The organism is Rhizobium sp. SAFR-030 (assembly GCF_059415005.1).
This window is the reverse complement of record NZ_JBPFDO010000004.1, coordinates 551,833-564,839: the sequence shown is the minus strand read 5'-3', so window position 1 is coordinate 564,839 and position 13,007 is coordinate 551,833. Positions and strand designations below refer to the sequence as shown.

Here is a 13,007-nt window from a genome sequence, read left to right as displayed (position 1 = left end):
CCCTACCTCGTCAACATGACCAAGCGCGGTGCCGACCAGATCGGCGGCGCCGACTACACCTTCGACTGCACCGGCAACACCCGGGTCATGCGCCAGGCGCTCGAGGCCTCGCATCGCGGCTGGGGCAAGTCGGTGGTGATCGGCGTTGCCGGCGCCGGCCAGGAGATCTCGACGCGGCCGTTCCAGCTGGTCACCGGGCGCTCCTGGATGGGCACGGCCTTCGGCGGCGCGCGCGGCCGCACCGACGTGCCGAAGATCGTCGACTGGTACATGGACGGCAAGATCCAGATCGACCCGATGATCACCCACACCATGCCGCTCGAGGACATCAACAAGGGCTTCGAGCTCATGCATTCGGGCGAGAGCATTCGCAGTGTCGTCATCTACTGACGGTGATCCGGATCGCGGACAAGCGGAGGGGCCGCGGCGAAAGGTAAGTGGATTCGAGTGGAGGTGAGGCAGCCGCCGGCAACCGGGACGGACCTCGGATAACAGGAGGAGACTTGCAATGGATAGCGCAGTTCACATCCGTATTCATCCTGCCGTGGATGGCGGCCTTCAACCCGCAGATCCCGGCTTTTCCGGCGGCACGCTGGTCTGCGCCTGCACCGACCGGCCGGTGAAGGTGAAGATCGAGGGGCAGGTGGCGCATAACCACGCCTGCGGCTGCACCAAGTGCTGGAAGCCGGCCGGCACTGTTTTCTCCGTCGTGGCGGTCGTTCCGCATGACAAGGTGACGGTGCTGGAAAATGGCGACAAGCTCGCGGTCGTTGATCCGTCGGCGCTGATCCAGCGGCACGCCTGCAAGGAATGCGGCGTTCATATGTATGGCCCCGTGGAGCGGGAGCATGCCTTCCAGGGCCTCGATTTCATCCATCCCGAGCGGTTCCAGGAGCAGGGCTGGGCGCCTCCCGGTTTTGCCGCCTTCGTCTCCTCGATCATCGAGGCCGGTGTCGATCCGGGCCGGATGGACGGCATCCGGGCGCAACTGAAGGAGCTCGGGCTGGAACCTTATGATTGCCTGTCGCCGGCGTTGATGGACTACGTCGCGACCTGGGTCGCCAAGAAGTCCGGCGCGCTACCCAGCTGACGGGTTTCGACCTGAGTTTGGCAAGACAGCCGGGGTCGGGGACGTATCGCGTTGGTCGGCGCTGGCCGTGGGGCTTGGATGTCTGCCGGAATTCTACGGACCGGAGACGAAGGCGCTCGGTTGGCGGGTGCCGTTGCGCCCTTCGGTTTCCGTGCAGGGGACATGGAGATGACTGGAGCCGGTCGCTGAGGCGCAGGACGGATTGAAAACGTGTGCCCGTAACGGCTGGTCTGGACGTCGCGGCCGGTTGGCGGAGCAGGCCCGCAGACGCTTGCCATCGGGGCAGCGCGGCTGCGCACATCGACCGGAGGCTCCCGGTTGCCGGGCGATCCCCGGCTTCCGGCTCCGACCGCCAGCGGAAACCACTCAGGGCTGCGGAGCGGTGCCGGTATCCTGCCGGGTAATCCGGCTCTGCAGCAGTTCGCCCTGCCGCTCGAGAACCGGATAGGCCGTGGCGGCAACCAGGTGGGAGTTGATCTGCTTGAAATCCCGCAGCAGATCGAGATGCATCGAGCTGCTTTCCGCGGCTTCCAGCTCGCCGGCCCGCAGGCGCGCAAAGTGATCATTGGTGCCGTCCCGCTCGGCCTTGCGGAAGGCGATCTTCTCGTCGGCGAGAAGGCGTGCGACACGCTCGTCCTGCGACATGAAAAGGGCCGCGGCGGTGCGGGCGTTGGTCGACAGCCGGTCGAGCAGGTGGACGAGGTCCCGGTGCTCATCTTTTGACAGCTTGATGCCGCGACGCAGGCGCTTGGCCAGACGCGGCAGTACGTTCTGGTCCAGCACGTCGCCGGCATGCTCAAGGCCCGTGGAAAACAACAGGATCTCGTTCAGTCGGCGCCGGTCGCTGCCGCTCAGTTCCTCCGGGTCGATGGACGTCAGGTAACGCTTCACGGCTGTGTTCAACCGGTCGAGGATGGTATCCTTCTGGCGCAGCGCCGACAGCGCACGGCGGTCGTTGCTGGTCAGCGCCGTCTTGGTGCCATCCAGCATTTCCTCGAGGATGTCGACGAGCCGCAGCACTTCGCGGGCCGCCGCCTGCAGTGCCACCACCGGCGTCTCGGTGGCAGACTGATCGAGGTAGCGCGGCTGGCCGGGATCGGTCTCGTCGATCTTCTGCGGCATCAGTTTTACCAGCATGCTGGCGAACGGCGTCAGGAACGGCATGAAGGCGATAGCGACCAGGAGATTGAAGGCGGTGTGGAAATTGGCCACCGCGCGGGCGCCGTCGGTGCTGAAGGAGGTCAGCAGGTCGGTGATCGGCGATAGGAGCGCCATGGCGATCGCCACGCCGACGATCCTGGTGGCAAGATTGCCGAGCGGAACGCGGCGCGATGCGAGGTCGCGGCCCGCCTGGCCCTCGAGCAGGGGGTTTATGGCGGTGCCGAGATTGGCGCCGAGCGTCAGTGCGAAGGCCTGGTAGGGATCGATCAGCCCCTTGCTGGCAAGCGACATGATCAGCAGCACGACAGCAACGCTCGAATGGGCGGCCCAGGTGACGACCGCAGCCAGCAGCAGGCTCAGCAGCGGCGTCGATGAGACTGCTGCCAGGACAGCACCGAAGGCAGTCGTGCCGGCATATTCGGCCAGCGCATCGAGCAGTTGATGCAGGGCAAGCAGCATGAAGCCGAGGCCGATGAAGACGCGGCCGAGATCGTGGATCTGCGGGTTCTGCACCCGCCGGAACATCAGCACGCCGAGCAGGATCAGCGCCGGTGAGGCGGCCGCGACGTCGAAGGACAGCACCTGAACGATCAGCGTGCTGCCGACATTGGCGCCGAGCATCACGGCAAGTGCGGGCACCAGATCCACCCATCCTCCAGCAGCAAACCCGGACGCCATCAACCCGGTTGCGGTGCTGCTCTGAAGGATCGCCGTGACCCCCATGCCCGCGAGGAACGACTTGAACCGGTTGCTCAGCGCCCGGCCGAGAAACGATCGCAGCGACGGACCGAAGGCGCGCTGGATGCCCGTCTGGACCATGCGAGAACCCCACAGCAAAAGCGCGATGTGGCCAGCGAGAGCGATGAGAGCAAAAATGAACGACATGATATTCTCATCCGGTGGAAGTCATGAGCGACGCTCGGCAGTCTGCCGAACACTGCAGTTCGGTAGCCGGCAAACAGAATCGGCGATTTGCCGGCCGGCACGCAAGCCGCTCTGCAGCGGCTTGCTGTTCCAAATCCGACACATCGGCGGAAACCGGAGCCGATCCGCGAAGTCGGATCGGTCGGCAGGCACGTTTCCCGTCTCCCGCCGGTCCGGCGGGCGGTCGTTCTAGAGCCGCTTGCCGCCTGCGTCGAAGAAGTGGATGCGGCTTGGATCGGCGGTCAGCATCAGCGGCTCGCCGATTGCGATCGCTGAGCGTCCCGGCACGCGGAAGACGATCGTGCTGCCATCCGGCAGCGTGCCGTAGACGTAGCTTTCAGCACCCACCAGCTCGACCGCCGTGACGTTCACGGGGGTCTGGAAGGAACTGCCCTCCATGCCGCTCGCAATGAGGATGTCTTCCGGCCGCATGCCGATGGTCGCAGTGCCCGGCGGTGTCGGCATGGTGCCGGATGACGCCCAGCCCGACCCGTCGCCGAACGGAATGAGGTTCATCGACGGCGAGCCGATGAAGGTTGCGACGAAGGTGGTCGCCGGCTTCTCGTAGAGTTCGATCGGCGTGCCGACCTGCTCGATCTTGCCGCCATTCAGCACCACCAGCCGGTCGCCCAGCGTCATCGCCTCCATCTGGTCGTGGGTGACGTAGATGCTGGTCGTTTCCAGCGAGCGCTGCAGGCGCCGGATTTCCACCCGCATCTGCACGCGCAGCTTGGCATCGAGGTTGGACAGCGGCTCGTCGAACAGGAAGACCGCCGGCTTGCGGACGATCGCTCGACCCATGGCGACGCGCTGGCGCTGGCCGCCGGAGAGCTGCCGCGGCTTGCGATCCAGGAACTGCTCGATTTCCAGCGCCCGCGCCGCTTCGGTAATCCGCCGGTCGATCTCGTCCTTCGGTGTGTTGCGGTTCTTCAGACCGTAGGAGAGGTTCTGACGGACGCTCATATGCGGGTAGAGCGCATAGTTCTGGAAGACCATGGCGATGTCGCGTTCGGCCGGCTCCAGATTGTTGACGACCTTGTCGCCGATGCGGATTTCGCCGCCCGAGATGCTCTCGAGCCCCGCCACCATGCGCAGCAGCGTCGATTTTCCGCAGCCGGACGGCCCGACAAGGACGATCATCTCGCCGTCGTCGATCGGCAGCGAGACGCCCTTGATTGCCTCGACGTTGCCGGCATAGACCTTGCGGACGTCCCTGAGTTCGATTGTTGCCATTACTTTTCAGTCTCCACCAAGCCTTTGACGAACCAGCGCTGCATGAGCACGACGACGAGCACCGGGGGAATGATCGCCAGGATCGCGGTGACCATGACGTAGTTCCACGGGGTCGACGCGTCGGTGAAATCCACCATGCGGCGCAGGCCGATAATGATTGTGTTCATCTCGGCCCGATCGGTGACGAGCAGCGGCCACAGGTACTGGGTCCAGCCGTAGATGAACAAGATGACGAACAGAGCCGCGATGTTGGTCGCGGAGAGCGGTAGCAGGATGTCGCGCATGAAGCGGAACGGTCCGGCATTGTCGATGCGTGCCGCCTCGACCATCTCGCCGGGGATGGTCAGGAAGAACTGCCGGAACAGGAAGGTCGCCGTGGCCGAGGCCATCAGCGGCAGCGTCAGGCCCGCATAGGTATTGAGCAGGCCCAAATCGACGATCACCTTGTAGGTCGGAAGGATACGCACCTCGACCGGCAGCATCAGGGTGACGAAGATCAGCCAGAAGAAGCCCATGCGGAACGGGAAGCGGAAAAAGACGATCGCGAATGCCGACAGGAAGGAGATGATGATCTTGCCGACGGCGATCGCCACGGCAACGACGAAGCTGTTGAACAGCAGTCTTTCCAGGCTCACGCCAACGACGCGTTCGACGCCGCCGTTGAGGGCCTCTCCGTAGTTCTCGAGGAAATGTCCGCCGGGCAGCAGCGACAGCGGCGGACGGATGATGGCACCCGACGTCGCGGTCGAGGCGATGAACGTATAGTAGATCGGGAACGCGACGATCACGATGCCGAGGATCAGCATCAGATGCGCCATGAGCTTGGCGATGGGGCGATTTTCAATCATGACGCGGCCTCAACCATAATGAACACGCCGCTCGACGAAGCGGAACTGGAATGCGGTCAACGCGATGACGATGACCATCAGCACGACGGATTGTGCCGCCGAAGAGCCGAGATTGAGGTTCACGAAGCCGTCGTTGTAGACCTTATAGACCAAGGTTTCGGTCGCCTTTGCCGGGCCGCCGCCGGTCACGGCATGGATGATGCCGAAGGTGTCGAAGAAGGCGTAGACGGTGTTGACCACGAGCAGGAAGAAGGTTGTCGGCGCCAGCAGCGGGAAGACGATCGTCCAGAAGCGGCGGGCACCACGGGCGCCGTCGATCGATGCCGCTTCCAGCAACGACTTCGGAATTGCCTGCAGTCCGGCGACGAAGAACAGGAAATTGTAGCTGATCTGCTTCCAGGCGGCGGCAACGATGACCAGAGCCATTGCCTGGTTGCCGTCGAGCAGCGGATCCCAGTTCACGCCGGCGCGGCGCACCAGATAGGCGAGCGTGCCCATCGCCGGGTTGAACATGAACAGCCACAGCATACCGGCGACGGCCGGTGCGACCGCGTAAGGGATGATCATCATGGTGCGGTAAAAGCCCTTGCCGCGCACCACGAGATCGGCGGCGCAGGCGAGCGCCAGCGCGACGGCCATGGCCAGAAGCGCCGTTGCGATGCTGAAGATCGCCGTCACCTTGAGGGCGTTCAGATAGCTTTCATCCGCAAGGATGGCCGAGAAATTGGCAAGCCCGACGAATGTGCTCTGGAGCCCGAACGGATCCTCGCGCATGGCGGACTGGTAGAGGGCCTGGCTTGCCGGCCAGAAGAAAAACACGACCGTCAGGATGATCTGCGGCGCGACCAGGAAGTACGGCAAGATCCTGTTCGGAAAGACGACGCTTTGCAACGGGGAGCTCCTTGTCTGCGAGTTGGCCGCCCACCGTCAGCGACGACGGGCGGCCAGGAGGATCACTTGCCGATGGCTTGCTTGATCGCTGCATTGCCACGGGTGACGGCCTTGTCGAGTGCGGCCTTGGCGTCCTGCTTTCCGGCCAGCATCGACTCGAACTCCTCGTTCATGATGTCGCGGACCTGCGGCAGGTTGACGAGACGCACGCCCTTGGAGTTTTCCGTCGGCGCCTTGCCCATCATCTGCTGGATCGGCGTCTCGCGGCCGGGGTTCTTGTCGTAGAAGCCCGACTTCTTGGTCTCCTCGTAGGCTGCCGTGGTGACCGGCAGGTAGCCCGAGACCTGGTGCAGGCGCGCCTGGATCTTGGTCTGCGAGAGGAAGTTGAAGAACTCGGCAACACCCTTGTATTCGGCGTCGGTCTTGCCGCCGAAGACCCAGAGGCTGGCGCCGCCGGGGATGGTGTTCTGCGGGCCGCCCGCACCATCCGCATAGGGAAGCTGGCCGATGCCGTAGTTCATGCCGCTCTTAACGATGTCGCCGAGGCCGCCGGAGCTTTCGGTCAGAATGGCGCATTCGCCGGAGGTGAACAGCTGCTTGGCCTCGGAAGTCCGCCCGCCGTAGCGGAAGGTGCCGTCCTTCGCGAGGTCGGCGATCGCCTGGAAGTGCTTGACGAACGGCTCGGCATTGAACTTCAGCGTGACATCGGTGCCGCCAAGCCCGTTCTCGTTGGTGCCGTAGGAGAGGTTGTTCCAGGCGGCGAAGTTCTCAGTCTGGATCCAGGTCAGCCAAGTCGAGGTGAAGCCGCAATTGGCGGCACCGCTCGACTTGATCTTCTTGGCCGCTTCGAACACTTCGCCCCACGTTTTCGGCGGGGCATCGGCATTCAGGCCGGCCTTCGTGAAGATGTCCTTGTTGTAGTAGAGGATCGGTGAGGACGAGTTGTAGGGGAAGGACAGCATCGTGCCGTCCGGCTTCGAGTAGTAGGAAACGATGCCCGGCAGATAAGCCCCCTTGTCGAACTTGAAGCCGCCCTTGGTAAGGACGTCGGCAACAGGAACCACGGCGCCCTGAGCGCCCATCATCACGCCGGTTCCGACGTCGAAGACCTGGATGATCGCCGGTGGCTGCTTGGCGCGGAACGCGGCGATGCCGGCGTTCAGCGTTTCGGGATAGGTGCCCTTGAACACCGGCATGATCTTGTAGTCCGGATGGGCTTCGTTGAATTCCTTGGCGAGCTGCTCGACGACCTCGTTGTTGGCGCCGGTCATCGCATGCCACCAGGCGATCTCGGTCGCCGCCAGAGCGCTCGACGCCATCAGCATCGAAGCGCCAGCCCCGATCACAGATTTGACGATAATTTTCATGGTGATATTCCTCCCTTTCCATGAACCTTCGGATCTTGTCGATCCGTTCGCAGCTGCATCGCACTGCCGTGCAGCCTGCGTTTCCTCGACCGGTCGGCTGTCAGGCCACCCCGGCAATCTCCTTCAGATCTCCCATGCCGCCCGGACCGGCTGCCAGCACTGGCGCCCCCTTGGTCAGCCGCTCTCCCTCGGTGGGGAAGGGCAGGTACCATCCGCCTGCTTCCTTGACCAGGCAATATCCCGCCAGGCAATCCCAGGCGTGCATGTGCGGTTCGAAGTAGCCGACCAGGCGTCCCGCAGCGACATAGGCGAGCATCAGCGCACCGGATCCCAGCCGGATGAAGTTGCCGCCGCGCGACAGGAGATCGGTGACGATCCGGCCTACGGCTTCCGGAGAAGCGTGATGATTGGCGCCGATGCCGGTGACCGCATTGCGCACCGTCTTCCGGTCGTCGAGCAGCAGCACGCGGCCGTTCAGGCGGGCACCGTGACCCTCTGCGGCGGAGTACAGCTCTTCATGGCACGGCACGTAGATGACGCCGATCACCGGCCGGCCGTCGTAGAGAACGGCAACCGAGATGCACCAGTTCGGCATGCCGTGGACGAACGGGCTCGTGCCGTCGATCGGGTCGACCACCCAGGTAAAGCCCGAACTTCCTTCGGCCAGGCCAGTTTCCTCGCCAAGGAAGCCGTCTTCGGCAAACCGTTCGGCGATGCGGTCGCGCAGCAGCGCTTCGACATCGCGATCGGCGATCGACACGACGTCATGCGGGTCGGCCTTGATCTCGATCTCCAGGCTTTCGCGCCGATTAAAGTAGTCGAGCGCCAGCGCACCCGCAGCGCGGGCGACCTCTTCGGCAAGCTGGTGTCGATCGCTGAGCGACCGTTCGTCGAGTGTCATGGAGAAGCAATCCTTCGTAAAGCGGCGGCTATTCGTCGATGATGGCAATGCCCCGGCTCTTCAGGCCGATGGAGACCTGCGTGCCGGGCGGGAGAGGGCGTTCGACGGAGGGGTCGACGATGAACAGCGTTCCGTCGCGCGTCTCCGCTTCGTATTCGATGTGATCGCCCAGATAGGCGGTGTGGCTGATGCGACCGGGATAGGCGGCGGTCTCCGCCGGTTCGAGGGTGATGGCGCTCGGACGGACGGCGAGTTTGGCGCGTCCAGGCCTTGCGCCACGCGCCGGAACCTGATGGCGCAGGCCCTCGATGCTGATCGTCGCCTCGCTGCCGTTGATCTCGATGATGTCGCAGGGCACGACATTCGCCTCGCCGATAAAGTCGGCGATGAAGGTGGAGGCCGGCGCTTCGTAAAGCTCGCGCGGAGTTCCCTGCTGGGCGATCACCCCATCCTTCATGACGATGATGCGGTCCGAGACAGCGAGTGCCTCGTCCTGATCGTGCGTCACGTAGACGGCGGTGAACTGCAGCCGCTGCTGCAACTCGCGGATCTCGGTGCGAACCCGCCGCCGCAGTCTGGCATCAAGGTTAGAAAGGGGCTCGTCGAGCAGCAGCACCTGCGGCTCGAGAACCAGGGCGCGGGCGACCGCGACGCGCTGCTGCTGACCGCCGGACAGTTCCGCCGGCAGGCGCGCACCCATGCCGGCCAGCCCGACGAGTTCAAGTCCGTGCTCGGCCTTTTCGCGTGCTTCGTTGCGCTTCAGTCCCGACGACTGCAGGCCGTAGGCGACATTATCGAGCGAGGTCATGTGGGGAAACAGCGCGTAGGACTGGAAGACCATCGATACGTCGCGCTCGTTGGCCGGCAGCATGGTGACGTCCCTGCCGCCAATCAGGATGCGGCCAGAGGTCGGATGCTCAAGGCCAGCCAGCATGCGCAATGTCGTCGTCTTGCCGCAGCCGGATGGGCCGAGCAAGGTGACGAGCGTCCCAGGCTCGACGGTGAGGGACAGGTCGGGGATGGCGGTGAAGGCCCCGAAGCTCTTGCGGACGTTCTCGAAGACGACGGATCCGGCGTGTGCACTCATGCGAGGTTCTCCTTGGCCAGAGCGGCTGCAGTCGGCGCGGAAAGCCCGGCGACACGGTTTTCGCGGCGCAGGCGGCGTTCTCCGACAAGCAGCTGGAAGGCGACGATCACCGAGATCATCACGACGATCAGCATCGAGGAATAGGCGATGGCGACACCGTATTCGCCATTCTCGACGAGGCCGACGATGTAGGAGGTCGCCATGTTGTACTGGGCGCTGACGAGGAAGACGACGGCGCTGACGGAGGTGATGGCGCGCACGAACGAGTAGACGAGGGCAGCGGTGATCGCCGGCCGCAGCAGCGGCAGGATGACCTTGCGCAGCGTGCGGAAACTGTTTGCCCGCAGCGTCAGCGAGGCCTCGTCGAGGCTCTTGTCGAGCTGGCTCATGGCGGCCACGCCGCCACGCACGCCGACCGGCATGTTGCGGAAGACGAAGCAGGCGACGAGGATCAGCGCCGTACCGGTCATCTCCAGCGGCGGCAGGTTGAAGGCCATGATGTAGCTGATGCCGATGACAGTGCCTGGAATGGCAAAGCTCATCATCAGCGCAAACTCGAAGAACTGCCCGCCGGCGAATTTCTGCCGGACGATGATGTAGGCCGTGGCGAGACCGACGATGGCCGTCAGCGGCGCCGAGATCAGGGCGATCTTCATCGTCGTCCAGAACGAGTTCCAGGCGACGCCCGTCCAGGCAAGCCCGCCATCGCGGACGGTCACCGAGAATGCGCGGGCGTAGTGCTCGAGCGTCAGGGTGTTGTCGAGGCCCCAGGTTTTCACGAAGCCGCCGATGAGGATCATGCCGTAGACGACGAGCGTGAAGATGATCCACGGGATGACCATGGCATGGACCGCAATCGACAGCGACTTCGGCAGCGCGATATGGGCGCCGCTGTCGCCCTTGCCGGTCACCGTCGCGTAGTTCTTGCCCGACAGCCAGAGCCGCTGGGCGAGGAAGGCCGACAGGGTGAACGTCAGCAGGATCATGGCCAGAACCGCGGCGCGTGTCGGGTCGTTCTGGGCGCCGACGACGGCAAAGAAGATCTCGGTCGACAGCACGCCGTGGCTGCCCCCCAGCACCAGCGGATTGCCGAAGTCGGCCATGCTTTCGATGAAGCCGATGAGGAAGGCATTGGCGAGGCCAGGCTTCATCAGCGGCAGAGAGATGTGCCAGAACGTCCGCCAGCGGTTGGCCCGCAAGGTCTGGGACGCTTCTTCCATCGACGGGCTGACGCCTTCGACGACGCCGATCAGCACCAGGAACGAGATCGGCGTGAACGATAGAACCTGCGCGATCCAGATGCCGGTGAGGCCGTAGAGCCAGCGGCTGGGCTCCATGCCGAAGAGGGTCGAGAGCGTCTGGGTGACGACGCCGGAGCGGCCGAACAGCAGGGTCAGCGCCAGGCCGATGACGAAGGGCGGCGTGATGATCGGCAGCACGGTCAAAAGCCGCAGGCCGCGCCTGAAGGGGAACCGCGTGCGCGTCGCCACCAGCGCGAAGGCGAGGCCGAGGATGGTCGAGCCGGCGGCCGTCATGATCGCCAGCCAAAGGGTGCGCCAGGCAATGCCGCAGCGCCCGCCGCCGATCACGCAATCGAGGCTCCAGATCGACGTGTTGACGAAGTTGCGGGAAAAGCCGGAGAGGTTGATCGAGCCGTCGAAGTCCTGGAAGGCGCCGGCGAACATGCTACCGATCGGGTAGAAGACGAAGACTGCTACGAGAAAGATCAGCAACGACACGGTCGAGACGACGAAGGCGTCGCCGCGCATTACGCCACGTTCCGCCAGCCCGAGTGAGAAGATCAGCACAAAGACGAAAGCTGAAAGCACGGCGCCGGCGCCCATCGGCGGCTGCCCGTCAGACAGCTGGCCAAACAGCGTCTCGCTGATCGTCCAGTTCCAGCCGCCGATGCCGATCGTCAGTCCCTGCAGCGCCAGAAAGGCCAGACCGCAGGCGCCGGCCACCGTCAGCAGCCGCGCCCGCAGCAACGGGTCGGCGATGAAGCGGGCCGCGATCGCAAAGGCCAGCGCCACGATGGCACCAAGAATCCAGGGGCGGCCAAACAGGCTGACCTGCAGGATCGCCGGTGCGGTGGACGCGGAGGGATAGTCAGCAAGCCAGCCGAAGGCATAGAAACCCTGCTCGATCCGGTACCAGGGCAGGACGATCATCGCCAGCAGCCCGAGCGCCAGGACGATGTCGATCCTGCGGTTTCGTTTGTCTCTGATCACTGGCGCTCCCGCGGATGAGAAGGGTGAGGAAGGGAGGCCGCCGATCCCGATCCGGAGCGGCGGCCATCAGCGTCGATCAGTTGGCGATCGCACTGATCTCCCGGTCCCAGCGCTCCAGCAGCGCCTTGCGCTTGTCAGCGGCGCCATAGGTCGCGAAGTCGTAGTCGATCATCTTGATGTCTTCGAACCGCGGCGCTTCCTTGGGAATTTCGGCGCTCTTGTTCGACGGCAGCTGGAAGGACTTGGCGTCCTTCATCTTCGACTGCACCGCGGCGGTCAGCGCCCAGTCGTACCAGGCCTTGGCGCTGTCGAGATTGCGGGCGCCCTTGATGATCGACATGGAGCCGATCTCGTAACCCGTGCCTTCGCAGGGCGAGACGGATTTCACCGGAAAGCCCTCGACCGTCTGCGCGACTGCGTCGTGCAGGAAGACGACGCCGATGGCTGTCTCGCCGCGGGCTGCGGCCTTCACCGGTGCCGAGCCGGACTTGGTGTATTGCGAGATGTTGGCATTGAGCTTCTTCAGGTAGTCGAAGGCCTGATCCTCGCCCATCATCTGCACGAGTGTCGCCAGCGCCGTGTAGGCGGTGCCGGAGGAGTTGGGGTTGGCGATCTGGATCTCGCCCTTGTAGGAGGCGTCCAACAGATCGGCCCAGCACTTGGGCTCCCTGAGGCCCTTCTGTTTCAGAAGGTCGGTATTGTAACCCCAGCCGAGCGCGCCGGCGTAGACACCGACCGTTCGGTAGCCGGAGGTTTCCGCCTGCTTCTTCGCCCAGTCCGTCAGTTCGTCGAGCTTCGGCGACTTGTATTCGAGCGTCAGCCCATCGGAGGCTGCCTGGAGATGGGGGTCGCCGGTGCCGGCCCACCAGATGTCCGTTTTCGGATTGCGGGCTTCGGCGCGGATCTTTGCATAGGTCTCGCCTGACGACAGGCGCACCATGTTGACCTGGATGCCGGATTCCTTCTGGAAATTCTGCTGCATCTGCTCGCAGATGACGACGTCGGCCGAGCAGATGAGATTGAGCTCGCCGGCCGCATAGGTCGCCGTTGCATTCGTCGTAAGGCCGGCCGCCAATGCGGTCGCCGCCCAGAGAGCCAAGCGCATGATAATCCTCCCAGGTTATAGCGATGCCTCCACATCGCCCGCTTTGCAAGCGTGTGCAATCGTTTCATGATGGGAGTGGCTTTGTCAACCTCGCCGGCGTCGCCGGGCTTCTCCGGACGCTGTGTGACTGTCATCTTGTTGTTGCACGCGTTTGCAAAACTCGTCATGT

At 64.1% G+C, this 13,007-nt stretch carries 11 protein-coding genes; 2 read left to right on the top strand and 9 right to left on the bottom strand.

The genetic code is table 11. The features are described 5' to 3' along the window. Positions 1–390 (top strand): zinc-binding dehydrogenase (locus tag ACR65N_RS15660; protein WP_440457757.1); only part of this gene is annotated, 390 nt, incomplete at its 5' end. Positions 391–508: 118 nt separating this feature from the next. After that, positions 509–1,090 carry an S-(hydroxymethyl)glutathione synthase gene (gene gfa, locus ACR65N_RS15655; RefSeq protein WP_430304889.1) on the top strand — a complete coding sequence of 194 codons (582 nt, stop codon included), beginning with the start codon at positions 509–511 and terminating at the stop codon, positions 1,088–1,090. 366 nt (positions 1,091–1,456) lie between these two features. Here the strand turns inward: gfa and ACR65N_RS15650 are convergent, their stop codons facing one another. From ACR65N_RS15650 to ACR65N_RS15610, 9 genes are all read right to left on the bottom strand, one after another. After that, positions 1,457–3,136: a Na/Pi cotransporter family protein gene (locus ACR65N_RS15650; protein ID WP_440457756.1), complete on the bottom strand. Its 1,680-nt coding sequence runs from the start codon at positions 3,134–3,136 to the stop codon at positions 1,457–1,459. A gap of 228 nt (positions 3,137–3,364) precedes the next feature. After that, the gene (locus ACR65N_RS15645; protein WP_440457755.1) at positions 3,365–4,408 is read right to left on the bottom strand and encodes a sn-glycerol-3-phosphate import ATP-binding protein UgpC; all 1,044 of its coding nucleotides are present in this window, start codon (positions 4,406–4,408) and stop codon (positions 3,365–3,367) included. After that, a complete protein-coding gene (ugpE, locus tag ACR65N_RS15640) occupies positions 4,408–5,256 on the bottom strand; it encodes a sn-glycerol-3-phosphate ABC transporter permease UgpE (protein ID WP_440457754.1) in 849 nt (282 codons plus the stop codon). Before ugpE ends, ACR65N_RS15645 begins: the two co-directional genes overlap by 1 nt. A 9-nt stretch (positions 5,257–5,265) precedes the next feature. Then, positions 5,266–6,147: a sn-glycerol-3-phosphate ABC transporter permease UgpA gene (gene ugpA / locus ACR65N_RS15635; protein WP_440457753.1), complete on the bottom strand. Its 882-nt coding sequence runs from the start codon at positions 6,145–6,147 to the stop codon at positions 5,266–5,268. A gap of 62 nt (positions 6,148–6,209) precedes the next feature. Then, positions 6,210–7,514, bottom strand: a complete 1,305-nt coding sequence (ugpB, locus tag ACR65N_RS15630) for a sn-glycerol-3-phosphate ABC transporter substrate-binding protein UgpB (protein WP_440457752.1) — start codon at positions 7,512–7,514, stop codon at positions 6,210–6,212. Positions 7,515–7,614: 100 nt separating this feature from the next. Further along, positions 7,615–8,415, bottom strand: coding sequence for an inositol monophosphatase family protein (locus ACR65N_RS15625; protein WP_440457751.1), 801 nt, complete (start codon positions 8,413–8,415; stop codon positions 7,615–7,617). A gap of 28 nt (positions 8,416–8,443) precedes the next feature. Continuing rightward, positions 8,444–9,502 carry an ABC transporter ATP-binding protein gene (locus ACR65N_RS15620; protein ID WP_440457750.1) on the bottom strand — a complete coding sequence of 353 codons (1,059 nt, stop codon included), beginning with the start codon at positions 9,500–9,502 and terminating at the stop codon, positions 8,444–8,446. After that, complete coding sequence (locus ACR65N_RS15615) at positions 9,499–11,673, bottom strand: ABC transporter permease (protein ID WP_440457779.1); 2,175 nt, start codon at positions 11,671–11,673, stop codon at positions 9,499–9,501. The genes ACR65N_RS15620 and ACR65N_RS15615 overlap by 4 nt, the downstream gene beginning before the upstream one ends. A 136-nt stretch (positions 11,674–11,809) precedes the next feature. Further along, positions 11,810–12,838, bottom strand: a complete 1,029-nt coding sequence (locus tag ACR65N_RS15610) for an ABC transporter substrate-binding protein (protein ID WP_440457749.1) — start codon at positions 12,836–12,838, stop codon at positions 11,810–11,812. Between the last annotated feature and the right edge of the window lie 169 nt (positions 12,839–13,007).

Excerpts from the sequence above, each read along its gene's own strand:
- ugpB (WP_440457752.1), bottom strand. The coding sequence starts at position 7,514 with ATGAAAATTATCGTCAAATCTGTGATCGGGGCTGGCGCTTCGATGCTG.
- ACR65N_RS15615 (WP_440457779.1), bottom strand. The coding sequence starts at position 11,673 with ATGATCGTCCTGCCCTGGTACCGGATCGAGCAGGGTTTCTATGCCTTC.
- ACR65N_RS15650 (WP_440457756.1), bottom strand. The coding sequence starts at position 3,136 with ATGTCGTTCATTTTTGCTCTCATCGCTCTCGCTGGCCACATCGCGCTT.
- ACR65N_RS15610 (WP_440457749.1), bottom strand. The coding sequence starts at position 12,838 with ATGCGCTTGGCTCTCTGGGCGGCGACCGCATTGGCGGCCGGCCTTACG.
- ugpE (WP_440457754.1), bottom strand. The coding sequence starts at position 5,256 with ATGATTGAAAATCGCCCCATCGCCAAGCTCATGGCGCATCTGATGCTG.
- gfa (WP_430304889.1), top strand. The coding sequence starts at position 509 with ATGGATAGCGCAGTTCACATCCGTATTCATCCTGCCGTGGATGGCGGC.
- ACR65N_RS15645 (WP_440457755.1), bottom strand. The coding sequence starts at position 4,408 with ATGGCAACAATCGAACTCAGGGACGTCCGCAAGGTCTATGCCGGCAAC.
- ACR65N_RS15625 (WP_440457751.1), bottom strand. The coding sequence starts at position 8,415 with ATGACACTCGACGAACGGTCGCTCAGCGATCGACACCAGCTTGCCGAA.
- ACR65N_RS15620 (WP_440457750.1), bottom strand. The coding sequence starts at position 9,502 with ATGAGTGCACACGCCGGATCCGTCGTCTTCGAGAACGTCCGCAAGAGC.